This is a genomic window from Stappia sp. (assembly GCF_965276915.1).
GTDB lineage: Bacteria > Pseudomonadota > Alphaproteobacteria > Rhizobiales > Stappiaceae > Stappia.
This window is the reverse complement of record NZ_OZ255709.1, coordinates 3,378,398-3,396,697: the sequence shown is the minus strand read 5'-3', so window position 1 is coordinate 3,396,697 and position 18,300 is coordinate 3,378,398. Positions and strand designations below refer to the sequence as shown.

Annotated in this window: 15 protein-coding genes; 12 read left to right on the top strand and 3 right to left on the bottom strand. The window is 66.8% G+C overall.

What is annotated here, in order from left to right:
• Positions 1-15: 15 nt before the first annotated feature.
• Positions 16-579, top strand: a complete 564-nt coding sequence (locus ACQY46_RS15690; RefSeq protein ID WP_428696962.1) for a DUF2155 domain-containing protein — start codon at positions 16-18, stop codon at positions 577-579.
• An 18-nt stretch (positions 580-597) separates the two neighbouring features.
• Here the strand turns inward: ACQY46_RS15690 and ACQY46_RS15685 are convergent, their stop codons facing one another.
• The gene (locus tag ACQY46_RS15685) at positions 598-1,656 is read right to left on the bottom strand and encodes an alpha/beta hydrolase family protein (RefSeq protein WP_428696961.1); all 1,059 of its coding nucleotides are present in this window, start codon (positions 1,654-1,656) and stop codon (positions 598-600) included.
• 88 nt (positions 1,657-1,744) lie between these two features.
• Complete coding sequence (locus ACQY46_RS15680) at positions 1,745-2,614, bottom strand: ATP-binding protein (protein WP_428696960.1); 870 nt, start codon at positions 2,612-2,614, stop codon at positions 1,745-1,747.
• A gap of 288 nt (positions 2,615-2,902) precedes the next feature.
• On the opposite strand from ACQY46_RS15680, the gene yajC reads away from it, so the two are divergent.
• From yajC to ACQY46_RS15650, 6 genes are all read left to right on the top strand, one after another.
• Positions 2,903-3,235 carry a preprotein translocase subunit YajC gene (yajC, locus tag ACQY46_RS15675; RefSeq protein WP_428696959.1) on the top strand — a complete coding sequence of 111 codons (333 nt, stop codon included), beginning with the start codon at positions 2,903-2,905 and terminating at the stop codon, positions 3,233-3,235.
• A gap of 74 nt (positions 3,236-3,309) precedes the next feature.
• Entirely contained in the window at positions 3,310-4,920 is a 1,611-nt protein-coding gene (secD, locus tag ACQY46_RS15670) for a protein translocase subunit SecD (RefSeq protein ID WP_428696958.1), read from the top strand.
• Between the two features lie 19 nt (positions 4,921-4,939).
• A complete protein-coding gene (secF, locus tag ACQY46_RS15665) occupies positions 4,940-5,908 on the top strand; it encodes a protein translocase subunit SecF (protein WP_306028892.1) in 969 nt (322 codons plus the stop codon).
• Positions 5,909-5,921: 13 nt separating this feature from the next.
• The gene (locus ACQY46_RS15660) at positions 5,922-6,320 is read left to right on the top strand and encodes an Mth938-like domain-containing protein (protein WP_428696957.1); all 399 of its coding nucleotides are present in this window, start codon (positions 5,922-5,924) and stop codon (positions 6,318-6,320) included.
• Positions 6,321-6,380: 60 nt separating this feature from the next.
• Positions 6,381-7,253, top strand: a complete 873-nt coding sequence (locus tag ACQY46_RS15655) for a phytoene/squalene synthase family protein (protein WP_428696956.1) — start codon at positions 6,381-6,383, stop codon at positions 7,251-7,253.
• Between the two features lie 161 nt (positions 7,254-7,414).
• Positions 7,415-9,286, top strand: a complete 1,872-nt coding sequence (locus tag ACQY46_RS15650; RefSeq protein WP_428696955.1) for a mechanosensitive ion channel family protein — start codon at positions 7,415-7,417, stop codon at positions 9,284-9,286.
• 39 nt (positions 9,287-9,325) lie between these two features.
• Here ACQY46_RS15650 and trmFO read toward each other — a convergent pair whose 3' ends face one another.
• The gene (trmFO, locus tag ACQY46_RS15645) at positions 9,326-10,738 is read right to left on the bottom strand and encodes a methylenetetrahydrofolate--tRNA-(uracil(54)-C(5))-methyltransferase (FADH(2)-oxidizing) TrmFO (protein ID WP_428696954.1); all 1,413 of its coding nucleotides are present in this window, start codon (positions 10,736-10,738) and stop codon (positions 9,326-9,328) included.
• 136 nt (positions 10,739-10,874) lie between these two features.
• Between trmFO and ACQY46_RS15640 the strand changes: the two genes are divergently transcribed.
• The 5 genes from ACQY46_RS15640 to ACQY46_RS15620 all read left to right on the top strand — a co-directional run bounded on the left by ACQY46_RS15640 (position 10,875) and on the right by ACQY46_RS15620 (position 18,208).
• On the top strand, positions 10,875-11,534 hold the full coding sequence (locus ACQY46_RS15640) for a hypothetical protein (protein ID WP_428696953.1): 660 nt from the start codon (positions 10,875-10,877) through the stop codon (positions 11,532-11,534).
• A 570-nt stretch (positions 11,535-12,104) separates the two neighbouring features.
• Positions 12,105-13,433: a proline--tRNA ligase gene (gene proS, locus ACQY46_RS15635; RefSeq protein WP_428696952.1), complete on the top strand. Its 1,329-nt coding sequence runs from the start codon at positions 12,105-12,107 to the stop codon at positions 13,431-13,433.
• Between the two features lie 241 nt (positions 13,434-13,674).
• Entirely contained in the window at positions 13,675-14,973 is a 1,299-nt protein-coding gene (locus ACQY46_RS15630) for a lipoprotein-releasing ABC transporter permease subunit (protein WP_428696951.1), read from the top strand.
• Positions 14,974-14,981: 8 nt separating this feature from the next.
• Positions 14,982-15,686, top strand: coding sequence for an ABC transporter ATP-binding protein (locus ACQY46_RS15625; RefSeq protein ID WP_428696950.1), 705 nt, complete (start codon positions 14,982-14,984; stop codon positions 15,684-15,686).
• 392 nt (positions 15,687-16,078) lie between these two features.
• Positions 16,079-18,208, top strand: coding sequence for a tetratricopeptide repeat protein (locus ACQY46_RS15620; protein WP_428696949.1), 2,130 nt, complete (start codon positions 16,079-16,081; stop codon positions 18,206-18,208).
• Positions 18,209-18,300: the final 92 nt, after the last annotated feature.

Genomic DNA, 18,300 nt, shown 5'->3' with positions numbered 1-18,300 from the left:
ACGGGGAAGTAGCGGATGATGCGTTTTGCGGGATTGCGGAATGGGCGCGCGGGTGTCGCGCGGGGGCGGGGCGCGCTTGCCGCCGGCCTGATCGCGCTTGGTGCGTCGGCGGGCCTTGCCTCGCCGGCGCTGGCCGAGAAGATCGTCAATCCTGTCGCCGTCTTCTCCGGGCTCGACAAGATCACCGGCCGCATCATCGCGTTCGACGTCTATGTCGGCGAGACGGTGCAGTTCGGCGCGCTGCAGGTGACCCCGCGCGAGTGCAACACCCGGCCGCAGACCGAGGCGCCGCAGACGACCGCCTTCGTCGAGGTCGACGAGATCACGCTGAACAACGAGGTGCGGCGGATCTTCACCGGCTGGATGTTCGCCGCCAGTCCCGGCCTGCATGCCGTGGAACACGCCGTCTACGACGTGTGGCTGACCGACTGCAAGCAGTCCTCGAGCGTCGCCCCGCCGGCGAACTACAGCGGCCCGCCGATCTCCGAACAGGCTGCGGCCGGCAACGATCCGCTGGCAGGAACCGCGCCCAAGCTCGGGCCGGAACAGGTTGTTCCGCGCATCAAGCCGCCGCAATAGGGGGATGCCGGTACGGCATCACTCTCCCGTGACGTTGCGGATCCACTCGCTCATCGACGCAATCGCGCCCGGCGCATAGGCCTTGCGGCCGAGCGCCACGAAGGCGGCCTTGGCATGCCAGGGCATCTGGTCGGGCAGCTGATAGTTGAACAGGCTCGCCCGCAGCAGGCCGTGCGTCGCGCCCGGCAGCGTTGTCACGACGCTTGGCGGCGCGGGGCGATGCAGGCGCCGGTAGTCGGCGGCGTTTGTCCGCGGGTTGACGTTGAGGTCGCGCTCGCCCCAGACCGCCATGAACGGCCTGCCGATCCGCGCGATGTCGGTGCTCGCATCCTCATGCCGGTTGCGGGCGATGAAGGCGAGGCGTTCCGGCGTCACGTCGATCCGCCGGGCGGCTTCGCCGGGCGCGAGGGTTCCCGTGGCAAGGCCCGAGAACAGTTCCGTCTCCCGGCGATCCGCATCGATCAGGTGTCCTGCGATCCGCTCCGGCGTCCAGCCTTCCGCCTCAAGCCGCCGCGCGGTGTAGTAGTCGCCCTGGCGCTGCCAGTTCACGGCGCCCCCGACAAGCACGAAAAAATCCGCGTCCGTTTCCGTCGAGGCAAGGCGCGGCAACACCCAGCCGGCTTGCGAGAAGCCGAGGAAACCGATCCTGCCGCGCGCCTGCGGCAGGCTGCCCGCAACGGCCGACAGGGCCGCCCGCGCCTCGTCGGCACGGTCCTGCATCGACTGGGCGAGCCAGTCGCCGGTGCTCGCGCCGATGCCGGGCTTGTCCCAGGTGAAGACCGCGATCCCGTCATCGAGCAGGGCGTTGACGAGGGGAAGGTAGCCGCCGGCGGAAAAGCGGTCCTGGGGACCGTCGCCATGGACGATCAGCACCACCGCCTGCGGCCGCTCGCCGGTGTTCCCGGGCAGAAGCAGCGTCCCCGACAAGCCGGCCCCGCCGCTGTCGAAGGTCAGTTCGCGCTGCGTGCGCCCGGCAATGTCGAAGTCCGACAGTCCGTGCAGCGCAAGGCCCGCGACCGCGAGCGCCAGGACAGCGCCCGCGATCAGCCAGCGGATCAACCGTCCCTGTTTGCGCATCCCGCCTCCTTGCTGACTGCCCGCCGTCGTTTCAGGTCAGGTGGGGACGGCGGGCGGCCTGTTCAACCTGCGCTTCCGTGTGCCCGGATCAACCCTGGAGGCTCCTGCCCAGGCGTCCGGCGAGGTCCTGGATGAACTGGAAGGCGACGCGGCCCGAGCGGCTGCCGCGCGTCGTCGCCCACTCCAGCGCCTCGGCCCGCAGCGTCTGCGCGTCATGCTCAAGGCCGTAATGGGCCACATAGGCCTCGATCATCTCCAGGAACTCGTCCTGGCTGCATTTGTGGAAGCCGAGCCAGAGGCCGAAACGGTCTGAGAGCGAGACCTTTTCCTCGACGGCCTCGCCGGGATTGATCGCGGTGGAGCGTTCGTTTTCGATCATGTCGCGCGGCAGCAGGTGGCGGCGGTTCGAGGTGGCGTAGAACAGCACCGTTTCGGGGCGTCCTTCGATGCCGCCGTCGAGCGCGGCCTTCAGGGACTTGTAGGAGGCATCGCCGCTGTCGAAGCTGAGATCGTCGCAATAGACGATTGTGCGGTGGCCGCCGGCCTTCACCAGCTTCATCAGGGCCGGCAGGCTCTCGATGTCCTCGCGGTGGATCTCGATCAGCTTCAGCCGGTCATCCTTGCCGTCCTGTGCGAGCAGGGCGTTGACATGGGCGTGGGTCGCCTTGACCAGCGAGGACTTGCCCATGCCGCGCGCGCCCCACAGGAGCACGTTGTTGGCGGCGAACCCGCTGGCGAAACGCATCGTGTTGTCGACCAGCTGGTCGCGGGCCCGGTCGACGCCCTGGAGCAGCGAGATGTCGATCCTGTTGACGCGCTCTACCGGTTCGAGCGTGCCTTCCGATGCATGCCAGACAAAGGCGTCCGCGGCGGTGAAATCCGGCGCGGGGCGCTCCGGCGGCACCGCGCGCGCGATGAGACCGATCAAGATGTCCAGCCGCGATGCGATGGCGGTCATTTCGGACTTGTCGTGTTGCTGGGGATCCATATCTGTGCCGTGGGTCTTTGTTCTGGTTGTCTGGTGGCGGCCGGGGGAGGGCCGCGCGGAGGATGCCGGTTACCTAGCATGCCGGCAGCCGCACCCCAAGACCACCGCAACGGCCGCGCGGAGCTTTCCGCCTCTCCGCCGGTTCGCCTTGCAAAGCCGGGCGCGACTTGTATAGTCCGCGCGACTTTTGGTTCAGTTGCCGGTGACTTGCCGTGCTTGCGCTAGGACGCAGGGGCAGGGCCGGCCAGGGAGACACATATGCTGATTTCACCGGCCTACGCACAGGGTATCGGAGGGGGTACCCCCGACCTCCTGATGTCGATCCTTCCGTTCGTGCTGATCTTCGTGATCATGTATTTCCTCATCATCCGGCCGCAGCGGCAGCGGATGAAGCAGCACCAGGAACTGGTCGCCAACCTGCGCCGGGGCGATACGGTGGTGACCGCCGGCGGTCTCATCGGCAAGGTCTCCAAGGTCGTCGACGAAAGCGAAGTGCAGCTTGAGCTGGCCGAGGGTCTCAAGGTTCGCGCCGTGCGCAGCATGATCACGGAAGTGCGGTCCAAGTCCGAACCGGTCAAGGACAACGGCTGACACCGGCCTTGATGCCATTTTTTCCCGGCGCGGCCTGACGGTCGCGCCGACGGCACAGCAGAAACGGCAACGCCATGCTTTATTTCGCGCGCTGGAAGATCACCCTGATCGTCCTCGTCATTCTCGTCGGGGCAATCACGACCCTGCCGAACTTCCTGTCTCCCGCGACCTTGAGGGCCATGCCCGACTGGCTTCCCAAGAGCCGGATCGTGCTGGGTCTCGACCTGCAGGGCGGTGCCTATCTGCTTTATGAAGTCGACCGGGCCGACTACATCCAGAAGCGGCTGAAGACGCTGGAAGGCGACATTCGCCAGACCCTGCGCGACGAGCCGCGCATCGGTTACACGGGCCTTGGCGTGCAGGGCAACGGCACGCAGGTGCGCATTCGCGACCTGACGCGTCTTGACGAGGCGCGCACGCGCCTGTCCGGGCTCACCAACCCGCTCGTCACCAACGTGTTCGGCGGCCAGGCCGTCGACGAGTTCGAGATGTCCGTTGCCGACGACGGTTTGGTGCGGTTCTCCTATACCGAACAGGGACTGTCGCAGCGCATCAGCTCCATCGTGCAGCAGTCGATCGAGGTGATTCGACTGCGTCTCGACGAGTTCGGCACAACCGAACCCAGCATCCAGCGACAGGGCGAGGACCGCATCCTGGTCGAGGCGCCGGGCGAAGGCGACCCGCAGCGGCTGAAGGAGCTTGTCGGGCAGACCGCGCAGCTCACCTTCCACATGGTCGACCAGTCGATGTCGGCGGAGCAGGCCATGCAGAACCGTCCGCCGGTCGGTTCGATCGTGATGTATTCGGCCGACGATCCGCCGTTTCCCTATCTGCTCGAGGAAGCCCCGCTCCTGTCGGGCGAGGACCTGATCGACGCACAGGTCTCCTTCGACCAGCAGTCCAACGAGCCGGTGGTCAATTTCCGCTTCAACACGTCGGGCGCGCGCACCTTCTCGGTCGTCACCCAGCGTAATGTCGGGCGACCGTTTGCCATCGTCCTCGACCAGGAAGTGATCTCGGCGCCGGTCATCCGCGAGCCGATCACCGGCGGCTCGGGGCAGATCTCCGGCAGTTTCACCGTCGAGAGCGCCAACGATCTGGCGGTGCTGCTGCGTGCCGGCGCGCTGCCGGCCAAGCTGACGGTCGTGGAGGAGCGTTCCATCGGTCCGGGCCTGGGGCAGGATTCTGTCGATGCGGGCCGTGTCGCCTCGATCATCGGCGCCGCGCTGGTGATCGGCTTCATGGTGCTGGCCTACGGGCGCTTCGGCGTGATCGCCGATCTGGCGCTTGCCACCAACATCATCCTCATCTTCGGCGCGCTGACCTTCCTGCAGGCGACGCTGACCCTGCCGGGCATTGCCGGCATCGTGCTGACCATCGGCATGGCGGTCGACGCCAACGTGCTCATCTTCGAACGCATCCGCGAGGAGGCGAGGGCCGGACGGTCCGCCATCAGCGCCATCGACGCCGGTTACTCGCGCGCGCTCGGCACCATCCTCGATGCCAACATCACCACGCTGATCGCCGCGCTGATCCTGTTCCAGCTGGGCTCCGGCCCGATCCGGGGCTTTGCCGTGACGCTGGCGATCGGCATCTTCACCACGGTGTTCTCGGCCTTCACCGTTTCGCGCCTTCTGGTGGCTGTCTGGGTGCGCTGGAAGCGCCCGAGCCACCTGCCGATCTGACCATCCGGGGACCCGAGCCATGCTATTGAGAATGATCCCGGACAACACGCGCATCCGCTTCATGTGGCTGCGCAGCGTTTCCTTCCCCCTGTCGGCCGTGATGTTTCTCGCGTCGATCGCGCTGTTCTTTTCGGTCGGGCTGAATTTCGGCATCGACTTCAAGGGCGGCACGGTCTTCGAGATGAAGACGATGGAATCGCCGGCCGACATTTCCGCGATCCGCACGCAGCTGGGCACGCTCAATCTGGGCGATGTGCAGGTGCAGCAGTTCGGCGCCGAAGACGAGGTGCTGGTGCGCGTGCAGCAGCCCGAAGGCGGCGAGCTTGCCCAGCAGGCGGTGGTTTCGCAGGTGCGCGAGATCTTCGGCGAGAGCGTCGAGTTCCGCCGTGTCGAGGTGGTCGGCCCGCGCGTTTCCGGCGAGCTTGCCCAGGCGGGCATGATCGCCGTTATCGCCTCGCTTGTGGTGATCCTGTTCTACATCTGGTTCCGGTTCGAATGGCACTTCGCCGTCGGCGCGATCCTGACGACGATCAACGACATCGTCGTCACCGTCGGCCTGTTCGTCGTGCTGCAGCTGGAGTTTTCGCTGTCGAGCATCGCCGCCATCCTGACGATCATCGGCTATTCGCTGAACGACACCGTTGTCGTCTATGACCGCATCCGCGAGAACCTGCGGCGCTACAAGAAGATGGCGCTGCCGGAGCTGCTCGACCGCTCGATCAACGAGATGCTGTCGCGCACCGTGATGACGTCGGTGACGACCCTGCTTGCGTTGATCGCCCTTTATTCCTTCGGCGGCGAGGTGATCCGCTCCTTCACCCTGGCGATGATTTTCGGCGTGGTGATCGGCACCTATTCGTCGATCTTCCTTGCCGCTCCGTTCCTCATCCTTCTCAAGCTGCGTCCCTCCAGCGTCACCGGCGGTGACGGCGGGGCGGATGCCGACAAGGCGGACGAGGGGTCTTCCGGCTCCGCCGCTTCCGCCTGAGCGGGAGCGGGTGATGGCCGGGCGCGGACAAGGCATCGTCATCCGGGATGCCCATTTTCCCGGGCGCGCGCCGATCGAGGCGTATGGCGACGGCGGCTTCCGGTTCGCGGGAATGTCGCATCGCGGCTCGATCCTGTGCGTGCCGAGCGGCATCTACGGGTTCGAGGCGGCATCGGCATCGGAGCTGGATGCCGCAGCGCTCGAGAAGGTGTTCGAGGAAGCGGCCGATATCGAGGTGCTCCTGGTTGGAACCGGCGAGGGCCTCGTGCCGCTGAAGCGCGAGCTTCGCGAGGCCGTCCGTGCCGCCGCCATCATGGCCGACCCGATGTCGACCGGCGCGGCCGTGCGCACCTACAACGTGCTTCTTTCCGAGGACCGGGCCGTCGCGGCCGTCCTGCTGGCGGTCGGCTGATGGGATCGCCGGGACAAGACCGCTCTCCACTTTTTCCGCCGCCGCGCTAGGTGTCGTTCGATGACAGCCGATGACACGGTGGGGGGCGATCACTGTCTCGCGCTCGTCCGCCAACACGATTTCGACCGCTACCTCTCCGTGCTCTATGCGGGGGAGCCGGCGCGCTCGGCCCTTGCCGCGCTCTATGCGTTCAACATGGAGATCGCGCGGGCACGGGAAATCGTTTCCGATCCCATGCCGGGGGAGATCCGCTTCCAGTGGTGGCGCGATGCGCTTGACGCCCCGCCCGGCTCCGATGTCGACCAGCATCCGGTCGCGGGCCGGATCAGGGCCGTGATCGCGGCCTACGCATTGCCGCTCTCCGCTTTTCACGACCTGATCGATGCCCGTGTCTTCGATCTTTACGACGATCCGATGCCGAGCGTTCAGGATCTGGAAGGCTATGCCGGGGAGACGTCTTCGGTGCTGATCCAGCTCGCCGCGATCATCCTGGCCGGCGGCAAGGATCCGGGAACCGCCGAGGTTGCCGGTCATGCCGGCGTAGCCTATGCGATCACCGGCCTGTTGCGGGCCCTGCCGTGGCATGCGCGGCGGCGGCAGCTCTATCTGCCCGCCGACCTGCTCGACGCGCACGGGGTCGAGCGGGAAGACATCTTCGCGGCGAAATGCACTCCCGAATTCAAGCAGGCGGTTTCCGCGCTTGCCGGCGTCGCGCGCGCGCATCTGGGGCGCACGCGTGCCGGGATCGGCTGCGTCTCCCGCGAGATCGTGCCGGCCTTCCTGCCCGTGTCCCTGGTCGAGCCGCTGCTTGCGCGGATCGAGCGGCCGGGTTTCGATCCCTTGAGCGACCGGGCGGAGCTGTCGGCGCTGCGGCGCAACTGGATGCTTTGGCGGGCATCGCGGAAGGCGGGTCGCCGAACTTCGCAGGCTTAACCGGCACTTCAAGTTTGCCCCCTAGGGTCCCCCGCAGGATCAACGGGGGCAAACGAGTCGGCATGTTTTTTCCAGGCTATCGAGCAGTCAGTCGATACGGCCGCGCCCTCGGGGTTGCCGGGTGTCTTGTAATTGCGGCGGCAATCGGCCTTCCCGGCCCCTTGTCCGAGCCTGCCGCGGCCCAGTCCGCCGCTGGCGGCGGGCTCGTCCAGCCGAGCGTCCTGCGCGGTGGAACGGTCGACAGCTCGCGACAGGTGGAAGAGGACATTCGCAGCCGGGTTCCCGACCTGCAGAGGCTTTTCCGTGAATATCCGATCGCTCCCCCCGACACCTCCAGCCCGCGCGCCACGCTGGAAAGCTTCATGGTTCTCCTGTTCGAGGCCGGCCGGATCTGGCGGGGCGTTCGCGACGAGTATCAGGAAAGCGGCGAGTTTTTCCTGAGCAGCGATCAGGAGCGCCGCCTCGACGTGGTGCGGCTGCTGATCGCCAAGGCCCGGCAGGTCTTTGACCTTGAGGACATCCCGCAGACGGCGCGCGATGGCGCGGGCATCGAGATCGTGCTGCAGTTCCAGGAGATACTGGACAGGATCTACATGCCCGACCTTGACGCGGTGCCAGGTCAGGAGGCCGGCGCCTTCATCCACGCCCGGGAAGCCGTCGACCTTCCCGACCGCTGGACGATCCCCGGCACGAGCATCGTTTTCGCGCGGGTGGGCAAGGAGAAGGGCGAAGTCCGGTATCTTGTCTCCCGGGAGACGGTCGCCCGCATCCCCGATGACTACGAGGCCGTCAAGCTCTTCCCCTCGCGCTCGGATACCGGCGAGGATCTTTACGCCTACTACATCTACACGCCGGGCAACCTGGTCGCTCCGCGCTGGTACGACCTGGTTCTCGCCGGGCCGGACTGGTTGCGCAAGGAGTTCAACAACCAGGCCGTCTGGCAGTGGATTTCGCTGGGCCTGCTGTCCGCCCTGGCTATTTGCGCGCCGCTCGGCCTGCAGCGCCGGAACCGCTGGCGAGCCGTTCCCCTGTCCGAGGTTCGCAGGCGCCTGCGACGCATGCAGCAGCCGGTGGTCCTGTTCTCGACGATCCTCCTCTTCCGCTATCTCGTCGACCATCAGGTCAACATCACCGGCGGGTTGATGGTCGTTGTCGGAACCGTGTCCGAGGCGGTCATGTGGGCCAGCATCGCCTGGTTCGCCTATCAGGCGGTCGACTTCCTGGCGAGTTGGGTCATGAAGAACCCGGCCGTGCCCACCGGCAGCCTCGATTCCAGCCTGCTGCTCTCGGCATTTCGCCTTGCGGGTCTCGCGCTTGCGATTGTCCTGCTCGGCTACGGAGCGACCCGGATCGGCATTCCGGTCTATGGCGTGATCGCCGGCCTCGGCGTTGGCGGCCTGGCGGTGGCGCTTGCCGCCCAGCCGACGCTGGAGAACCTGATCGGCGGCGTGATCCTCTACGCCGACCGCATGGTGCGCGTGGGCGAGTATTGCGAGTTCGACGGACTGTCCGGAACCGTCGAGGCGATCGGCATCCGCTCGACGCGCATCCGTGCCCTCGACCGCACGATCATCACCGTGTCCAACTCGGATCTCGCCAAGCGCAAGATCGTCAATTTCAGCCGGCGCGACCGTTTCCTGCTTCGCCACACCATCGGGTTGCGCTACGAGACCGATCCGGGCGCGCTGCTGGCGATCACCGCCGCCGTACGGGAGCATCTTGTCGCGCATCCCAAGGTGGCCGATCAGGTGGCGCTGCGCGTGTCCTTTGTCGGCTACGGCGCCTATTCGCTCGACCTGGAGCTCTTCACCTACATCTCGACCGCCGACCGCTCGGAGTTTCTCGCCATCCAGGAGGAGATTCTGCTGGGCATCGGCGAGATCGTGCGGGCGCACGGCTCGGACTTCGCCTTCCCCTCGAACGTCACCTATATCCGCCGGGACGGCGGGCTCCCCGAGGCGAGGCAGGCGGATGGCAACGGCAACGGCAATGGCGAGGCCGGTTCCCTCGACCGGCCGGCCCCTGCCATCTGAGGCCGGGCCGGCGGGGCTCGCGCGGGGGCGGAGGAGAACCTATTCAGCCGCCAGCGGCAGCGGCGCCGAGGCGGCGATCCACTCGGCGAAATCGGCCCGCGCGCGGCGGGTCATCGCAAGCTTCTTTGCCCTGGTCTTGTCCTTGCCCTTCAGCCGCTTGCCCTCGTCGTCGACCTTCGGCGCCTCGACCGGCGGGAACAGTCCGAAATTGACGTTCATCGGCTGGAACGAGCGCGGGCCCGGCTCGTCGCGCAGGATGTGGCCGCCGGTGATATGGCCGAGCAGCGCGCCCATGGCGGTCGTCGCCGGCGGCGGCGGGCACTGCGTTCCCAGCCGCTCGGCCGCGGCGAAGAGACCGGCCATGCAGCCGACGCTGGCCGATTCCACATAGCCCTCGCAGCCGGTGATCTGGCCGGCGAAGCGCAGTGCCGGGCGCGCCTTCAGGCGCAGCGTGCCGTCGAGCAGCTTCGGCGAGTTGAGGAACGTGTTGCGGTGCAGGCCGCCGAGGCGGGCGAAGACCGCGTCTTCCAGCCCCGGGATCATCCGGAACACCTCGAGCTGGCCGCCATGCTTCAGCTTGGTCTGGAAGCCGACCATGTTGTAGAGCGTGCCGAGCGCGTTGTCCTGGCGCAGCTGGACCACCGCATAGGCCTTTTCCGTAGGCTTGTGCGCGTTGGTCAGGCCCATCGGCTTCATCGGTCCGTGGCGCAGGGTCTCGCGGCCGCGCTCGGCCATCACCTCGATCGGCAGGCAGCCGTCGAAATAGGGGGTGTTCTCCTCCCATTCCTTGAACTCGGCCTTGGGCGCGGCGATCAGCGCGTCGATGAAGGCGTCGTACTGGGCCCGGTCCATCGGGCAGTTGATGTAGTCCTTGCCGGTGCCGCCGGGGCCGACCTTGTCGTAGCGCGACTGGAACCAGCAGATGTCGAGATCGACGCTGTCGAAATGCAGGATCGGCGCGATCGCGTCGAAAAAGGCAAGCGCGTCCTCACCGGTGGCCGAAAGGATGGCTTCCGACAGGGCGGGGGAGGTCAGCGGACCGGTCGCGACGATGACGCTGTCCCAGTCCTCCGGCGGCAGGGCGGTCAGTTCGCCGCGCTCGACGGTGACAAGGGGATGGGCCTCCAGCGCCTGCGTCACCGCGGCGGCGAAACCGTCGCGGTCGACCGCAAGCGCGCCGCCGGCGGGCACCTGATGCGCATCGGCGCTGGCCATGATCAGCGAGCCGGCGGCGCGCAGCTCTGCATGCAGCAGGCCGACGGCGTTCTGGTCGGCATCGTCCGAGCGGAACGAATTGGAGCAGACCAGCTCGGCCAGGTCCTGGGTCTTGTGCGCGTCGGTCGCGCGGGTCGGGCGCATTTCGTGCAGGATCACGGGGACGCCGCGCCGGGCGAGTTGCCAGGCTGCTTCGGATCCGGCCAATCCGCCACCGACAACATGAACTGGCTGCATGAACGATGTCCTTCGCATTCGTGGTGTCCGGCATGGTGAGCCGGAGCCGATATACCTGCGCGGTGACTTAGCGCGTCCCCTTCCATCAGGCAATCGGAGGGGCGATAAGAAGAGAGGACACGCTGGGGGAACAGCCATGATTCGATACGAGGCGGCCGGGTATGCCGTCAGGCTCGGGGCGAGGCAGGCGATCAGGCTGGCTGGCGCGCTGGCATGCGCGGCCCTGCTGGCGGGGTGCGCCGGCCAGTCCGCGGGACCCGCACGGGCCTGGTTCGGCGCCCATGACGGCGTCGCGCCGAAGGGCGAGCGGATCTATGTCTGCCACGCATTCGGATGCGCCCGAAAGACGCCCGTCGACCTGTCGGGGCGCCATCTTGCGCGGCTGAAGTCGATCCTTGCGAAAGGCCGCGCCTCGCCCGAGGCAGAGCGGCGCGCGATCGCCGACGCGGTCGCCTGGCACGAACGCGCGATCGGTCCGATCGTCGGCTCGCAAGGCGATGTCGGCGGCTACGACCTGCACAATTCCGGCGTGCCGGGGCAGATGGACTGTATCGACGAGGCGACCAACACCACGAGCGTCCTGCTGGTCGTGGCCGAGAAGGGCTATCTCAGGCACCACGGCGTGTCCGGGCCGGTGGCGCGCGGCTTCTTCCTGGACGGGCGCTATCCGCATGCCACCGCCGTCATTCGGGATACGGCGAACGGAACATCCTATGCGGTCGATTCCTGGCCGGACGCCAACGGCGAGCCGCCGGTCGTGCAATCGCTGGATCGCTGGTTCGAAGAGCGCGGCTAGGGCGCCGGCTTCCAGCGTGAAAGGTCGGGGAGCGGGGAGGAACTCTGCGTAACGTGCTTTCGGTTTTTCGGAACCGAAGGCGCGTTCTTCAATGCCTGTCCGAGGTAATCGTTCAAATAAAGCGAGGGCCGGAAAAAGAAAAAGCAAGGCACAAGGCCTTGCTTTTTAGGTTTCGCGTATCGCACCTTCATGCGCCAAAGGCAAATATAAATCTGTTCGGCGGGCAGCGGTCTATCAAGACGCGCCAGAAGGCTCTTCCTCCCAAGACTCAGACCGCGATGTCTGTTTATTCGGCTTCGTAAGCCTTGCGACTTCTTGCCTTGTTATGAGGACGGACAATAGCGCATCGTTATCGTCTTGTCACCATTTTGTGCAGGACAAGCCCATTTTTTTTGCTGGGCGGGCCTTGAAGTCTCCGATGGCCGGACGCTGCGGCTGTTTTCGTCCCGCCGGGGCGCGTATCGGCAAGGCGGGGCTTGTGTTTTTGCGGCGCATGCGGTTTCACTGCCGAAACTTCAGGCGTCGCTTCCGGCGCCGTTCCCCCGCATACCAGAGCCCGAGATCCCGTCGATGCGTCTTTCCCGTTACTTTCTTCCGATCCTAAAGGAAACGCCCAAGGAGGCGGAGATCGTCTCGCATCGCCTGATGCTGCGGGCCGGCTTGATCCGCCAGGAGGCCGCCGGCATTTATGCCTGGCTGCCGATGGGGCTGCGGGTGCTGCGCAAGATCGAGCAGATCGTGCGCGAGGAGCAGAACCGGGCGGGCGCGCACGAGTTGCTGATGCCGACCATCCAGCCGGCCGACCTGTGGCGCGAGAGCGGGCGCTACGACGCCTATGGCAAGGAGATGCTGCGCATCCAGGACCGCCACGAGCGCGACATGCTTTTCGGGCCGACCAACGAGGAGATGATCACCGACATCTTCCGCGCCTCGGTCAGGAGCTACCGCGACCTGCCGCTGAACATGTACCACATCCAGTGGAAGTTCCGGGACGAGGTGCGGCCGCGATTCGGCATCATGCGCGGCCGCGAGTTCCTGATGAAGGACGCCTATTCCTTCGACCTGGACAAGGAAGGCGCGCGCCATGCCTACAACCGCATGTTCGTCGCCTATCTGCGGACCTTCGACCGGATGGGGCTGCAGGCCATCCCGATGCGCGCCGACACCGGGCCGATCGGCGGCGACATGAGCCACGAGTTCATCATTCTCGCCTCCACGGGCGAGAGCGAGGTGTTCTGCGACAAGGCGATCCTGGATCTGCCGATCCCGGGCCAGGAGACGGATTTCAGCGCCGACCTGACGCCGGTCATCGAGGCCTGGACCGCGCCCTATGCCGCGACCGACGAGATGCATGACGAGGCCGCCTATGCCGCGGTTGCCGAGGACGACCGCATGTCGGCGCGCGGCATCGAGGTCGGCCACATCTTCTACTTCGGCACCAAGTATTCCGAGCCGATGGGGGCGAAGGTCACCGGTCCCGACGGCGTCGACGTGCCGGTGCACATGGGCTCCTACGGCGTCGGCGTGTCGCGCCTGCTCGGTGCCATCATCGAGGCGCATCACGACGATGACGGCATCATCTGGCCGGCATCGGTCGCGCCGTTCCATGTCGGGCTGGTCAATCTCAAGCCGGGCGACGAGGCGGCGGATGCGGCTTGCGACGATCTGGAGCGGCAACTGACAGCCGCCGGGATCGAGGTGCTTGTGGATGACGTCGACACCCGGGCCGGTGCGAAGTTCGCCACCATGGACCTCATCGGCCTGCCGTGGCAGCTTATCGTTGGTCCGCGCGGTCTGAAGGACGGCGTGGTCGAGCTGAAGAATCGCGCCAGCGGCGAGCGGGTCACCATTTCGCCGCAAGAGGCGGTCAATCGACTGGTCGACGAACTCGTCGGCTGATCCCGAAGCGTTGTCTGCCCGGTTTGGCGCTTGCCGGATCGTGCGGATCGCGCCCGGGCAGATGCCGGAAGCCGAAAGGCACCATCAGATACCTGTTTCCGGGGAGCGGCTGAATTCGACGTTTGAGGATGCGGAGCCGCACGAGGTGCCCGCGGGTTGAATTCGCTCCATCCGGGCGGGCAGGGCCCGGGACCGGCGGTACGAGGCAGGTGGCACGGGGCACCGGGAACGGGGAACGGGAATGAAGGCAGCCGCAAAGGCGACGGCCAAATCGGCGAAATCGGGCGAGACGCCGATGTTTGCCGGCTTCGAGTGGATGCTGGCCGGGCGTTACCTGAGGTCTCGCCGCCGGGAGGCGTTCATCTCGGTCATCGCCGGCTTCTCGTTTGTCGGCATCATGCTCGGCGTCGCGACGCTGATCATCGTGATGGCCGTCATGAACGGGTTTCGCGGCGAACTGCTTTCCAAGATCCTGGGCATCAACGGCCATCTGCTGATCCAGCCGATCGGCAGTGAGCTGGACGACTATGACGCCGTCGCGGCGCGCATCGAGAATCTCGAGGGCGTCACCTTCACCCTGCCGTTCGTCGAGGGGCAGGCGCTGGTTTCCGGTCCCTCCGGCGCTTTCGGCGCGCTGGTGCGCGGTGTGCGCGAGACCGACCTCAGGCGGCTGCCGCTTGTCTCCGACACCGTCACATCCGGCACGTTCGAGAATTTCGACAGCAGCACGGGGCTCGCCATCGGCACGCGCATGGCCCGCCAGCTCGGCGTTTCCGTCGGCGACACCATCACGCTGGTCAGCCCGCGCGGCAATGTCACGGCGCTCGGCGTGACGCCGCGCGTCAAGGGCTACCCGATCAAGGCGATCTTCGAGATCGGCATGTCGGAATATGACGGCACCATCGCCTTCATGCCGCTGTCCGAGGCACAGCTCTATTTCAACCAGGAAGGCATCGTCACCGGCATTGAGGTCTTCACCGACGATCCGGACAGCGTCGGGCGCATGCGCGAACTCGTCGAGGAGGGGGCCGGACGTCCGGCCTTCGTCAGCGACTGGCGCTCGCGCAACATGACGTTCTTCTCCGCGCTCGAGGTGGAGCGCAACGTGATGTTCCTGATCCTGACGCTGATCGTGCTGGTGGCGGCGCTCAACATCATTTCCGGCATGACCATGCTGGTGAAGGACAAGGGCCGCAACATCGCCATCCTGCGCACGATGGGGGCGACGCGCGGCGCGGTGATGCGCATCTTCGTCATCACCGGGGCAAGCATCGGCATCGTCGGCACGCTGGCGGGCTTCGCGCTCGGTCTCGTCGTCTGCCTCAACGTGGAGAGCATTCGCCAGGGCATTTCCTGGATGACCAGCACCGAGCTGTTCTCGCCCGAACTGTATTTCCTCAGCCGGCTGCCGGCGGACATGGACACGGGCGAAACCATCACGGTCGTCGTCATGGCGATGGTGCTGTCGCTGCTGGCGACGCTCTATCCGGCCTGGCGCGCGGCACGGCTCGATCCCGTCGAGGCGCTCAGGTACGAATGAAGATGACGATGGATCAGGACGACATCGAGGGCACGAACGGGCTGCCGCTGGTTCTTGCCGGGATCAATCGGGGCTTCCGCGAGGGCGAGGGCAGGCTCGACATCCTGCGCGATGCCAACCTTGCCCTGCATCCGGGCGAGCTGGTCGCGCTGGTGGCGCCGTCGGGCGCGGGCAAGTCGACGCTGCTTCACATTGCCGGGCTGCTGGAGCGACCGGACAGCGGCGAGATCTATATCGGCGGGCGCGCCTGCGGCACCATGGACGATGCCGACCGCACCCGCATTCGTCGCACTGAAGTCGGTTTCGTCTACCAGTTCCACCATCTCCTGCCGGAATTCACGGCGCTTGAAAACCTGATGATGCCGCAGCTCATTCGCGGGCTCGACAAGCGCGAGGCGAAAGAGCGGGCAAGCCAGCTGCTCGATTACATGCGGCTCGGCCAGCGCGCGGACCACCGGCCCTCGGAACTGTCCGGCGGCGAGCAGCAGCGTGTCGCCATCGCGCGCGCCGTCGCCAACGCGCCGCGGGTGCTTTTGGCGGACGAACCGACGGGCAACCTCGATCCTGTGACCTCCGCCTATGTGTTCGATGCGCTTGTCGCGCTGGTGCGCGCCTCGGGGCTGGCGGCCCTGATCGCCACCCACAACATGGAGCTGGCGGGCAAGATGGACCGGCGGATCACGCTCAAGGACCAGCAGATCGTCGAGCTCTGATCGGCGTCACGGTTTGATCGGCAGGGCGCGGCGTCTTCGCCTGTCCTCCCGGACGCACAACCCTCCCTTCCTCCTCCCGCACGCAGCCTCTCTTTCGTCCTCCCGGACGGAGGCGAAGCCGGAGATCCGGGATCGGCGAGCCGAGGGCCTGTCGAAAACACTCCCGAACAACACCTCCGTGCCGCCCCGATCCCGGCTCGGCGCTGCGCGCCGTCCGGGAGGACGCCGAGGAGAGGCCGGAGGGAGAGGAAGGCGCGACGGGACCGACAGCCCACTCCGCAGCCCATCCCTTAGCCCGCCGACGCGCGGCGGAAAAGCCTGCATCCTCCGCTTGTGATCGCCCCCCGCCTTGCTAGGATGGCGGGCAGGGGACGAGAGTTGCGGGGGCTGAATTGGGGGAAAAATCCGCGATCCGCGAAGCGGTGAAGATGGCCGCCGGCTGTCTCATCGCGACGGGCGGAACCCTAACCGGCCTCCCTGTTCCTCCCGGCGCTGTCGAGGCGGTCTTTGCCGGCGGCGCGTGGTTCGGCGCGCTGTCGAGCGCCCGTCGCCGCGATCTCGAACGCGTGATCGAGCGCACGGCCGAGGAGGTCGAGGCGGAGTTGGCGGCCTGGGCATCCCATTCTTCCCAAACCGACTTGGGCGACCTCGCCCATGCGAAAGCCTCCTTCATCGACGTGCTGCCGCAGGCGATGCCGGCGCCAGCCGACCTCGTCGGCAGGGACCTGCGCCCAGACGGGATCGCGGCGCTGGTGCTGGCGCGCGCCGAAGCGACGCGACCCGACATCTACAAGGACACGGGCCCCAAGGACTCGGCCAATCAGCTCGCCCGCCGCTTTCTGCTTCAGGTGATCGAACGCGCCTGCGCGCGCCTGCTCGCCGATGCCGAGTTTATCGACGACCTGCGCCCGTCGCTGTGGCGCGAACTCCTGGAGCGCACCGGTCGGATCGAGGACAACACGGAGAAGCTGCTCGCCGGCCAGCGTGCGCAGGACGAGCAGTTGAACGATATCAAGGCCCTGCTCGCCGCCATGGGCGACAAGGCCGCGACCGCCCGTGCCAGCGGCATCACCGACGCAGCCTTGATCGAACTGGCCCGCCGCGTCTCCGCCGACATTTCCGACCCGCAACAGGCCTTCCGCGAACTCGAAAACGCCGTCGAGATCGCCATTCGCGTCCAGCAGGAAGGGCGGCAGGGCTCCAATCTCGGTGCCTTTGTCGACGAGGTGCTGGCCCGCGTCGCCACGCTCTCCGCCACCGGCGCCTATGACGAGGCGACGGCCGAAATCGACGCGGCGCTTGCCAGGGAGGCGGAGGAAGCCCGCCGTCTGGAGGAGCGCCGGCAGGAGTCCCGCGCCCGCAGCCTGCGCCTGCTCGACGCTGCCATTGAGCAGGACCTGCTGCGCCGCGATGCCGACAGCGCCGCCGCCCGCCTTGTCCGCAAGGTCGAGATCGAGCTTCCCGAGGGCGCGAGCCTGTTCGATTATCTGCTTCGCCATCAAAACGAATGGTACGAACGCGGCCGCGACAGGGGACTCAATCTCGATCTTAACGTCTCCATCGCCCTTGCCCGCCGCACGGAAGGCCTTGCCACAGATGCCGATCAACGCGGGACCGCGCTGAACAATCTCGGCAACGCGCTTGCCGTACTCGGCATGCGCGAGACCGGCACGGCGCGGCTGGAACAGGCGGTCGAGGCCTACCGGCTGGCGCTGGAGGAGCGGATGCGGGAGCGTGTGCCGCTCTATTGGGCGACGACGCAGAACGATCTCGGCGCCGGGCTAGCCGAACTCGGTGTGCGCGACGCCTACCCGGCACGGCTGGAACAGGCGGTCGAGGCCTTTCGGCTGGCGCTGGAGGAGCGGACGCGGGAGCGCGTGCCGCTCGATTGGGCGATGACGCAGAACAATCTCGGCAACGCGCTGCAAGAGTTGGGCACGCGCGAGGCCGGCACGGCGCGGCTGCAACAGGCGGTCGAAGCCTTTCGGCTGGCGCTGGAGGAGTTGACGCGCGAGCGCGTGCCGCTCTATTGGGCGACGACGCAGAACAATCTCGGCAACGCGCTGCGAGAGCTCGGCACGCGCGAGGCCGGCACGGCGCGGCTGGAGGAGGCGGTCGGGGCCTACCGGCTGGCGCTGGAGGAGTGGACGCGGCAGCGCGTGCCGCTCGATTGGGCGATGACGCAGAACAATCTCGGCAGTGCGCTTGCCGAGTTGGGCACGCGCGAAGCCGACCCGGCGCGGCTGGAACAGGCAGTGGCTGCCTACCGGCTGGCGCTGGAGGAGCGGACGCGGCAGCGCGTGCCGCTCGACTGGGCGACGACGCAGAACAATCTCGGTACCGCGCTTGGTGAACTCGGCACGCGCGAGGCCGGCACGGCGCGGCTGAAACAGGCGGTCGAAGCCTACCGGCTGGCGCTGGAAGAATTCACCCCCGAGACAGCGCCGTATTATCACGAAGGAACGACGCAAAACCTTGCCCGTGCGCAATCACTGCTGGACGAGCGGCGAAAGGTGCCTTGAGGCCGGCGACGACACGCGGGCCGCACCCCACGCTCCCTTCTCCCCCTCCCAAAAAAGATAATGAGGGGGAGATGTCGGCGCAGCCGACAGAG

What these genes read in the sequence shown, in the direction of transcription:
- ACQY46_RS15690 (WP_428696962.1), top strand. Translation starts at nt 16, where the DNA reads ATGATGCGTTTTGCGGGATTGCGGAATGGGCGCGCGGGTGTCGCGCGG.
- ACQY46_RS15685 (WP_428696961.1), bottom strand. Translation starts at nt 1,656, where the DNA reads ATGCGCAAACAGGGACGGTTGATCCGCTGGCTGATCGCGGGCGCTGTC.
- ACQY46_RS15680 (WP_428696960.1), bottom strand. Translation starts at nt 2,614, where the DNA reads ATGACCGCCATCGCATCGCGGCTGGACATCTTGATCGGTCTCATCGCG.
- yajC (WP_428696959.1), top strand. Translation starts at nt 2,903, where the DNA reads ATGCTGATTTCACCGGCCTACGCACAGGGTATCGGAGGGGGTACCCCC.
- secD (WP_428696958.1), top strand. Translation starts at nt 3,310, where the DNA reads ATGCTTTATTTCGCGCGCTGGAAGATCACCCTGATCGTCCTCGTCATT.
- secF (WP_306028892.1), top strand. Translation starts at nt 4,940, where the DNA reads ATGCTATTGAGAATGATCCCGGACAACACGCGCATCCGCTTCATGTGG.
- ACQY46_RS15660 (WP_428696957.1), top strand. Translation starts at nt 5,922, where the DNA reads ATGGCCGGGCGCGGACAAGGCATCGTCATCCGGGATGCCCATTTTCCC.
- ACQY46_RS15655 (WP_428696956.1), top strand. Translation starts at nt 6,381, where the DNA reads ATGACAGCCGATGACACGGTGGGGGGCGATCACTGTCTCGCGCTCGTC.
- trmFO (WP_428696954.1), bottom strand. Translation starts at nt 10,738, where the DNA reads ATGCAGCCAGTTCATGTTGTCGGTGGCGGATTGGCCGGATCCGAAGCA.
- ACQY46_RS15640 (WP_428696953.1), top strand. Translation starts at nt 10,875, where the DNA reads ATGATTCGATACGAGGCGGCCGGGTATGCCGTCAGGCTCGGGGCGAGG.
- proS (WP_428696952.1), top strand. Translation starts at nt 12,105, where the DNA reads ATGCGTCTTTCCCGTTACTTTCTTCCGATCCTAAAGGAAACGCCCAAG.
- ACQY46_RS15630 (WP_428696951.1), top strand. Translation starts at nt 13,675, where the DNA reads ATGAAGGCAGCCGCAAAGGCGACGGCCAAATCGGCGAAATCGGGCGAG.
- ACQY46_RS15625 (WP_428696950.1), top strand. Translation starts at nt 14,982, where the DNA reads ATGGATCAGGACGACATCGAGGGCACGAACGGGCTGCCGCTGGTTCTT.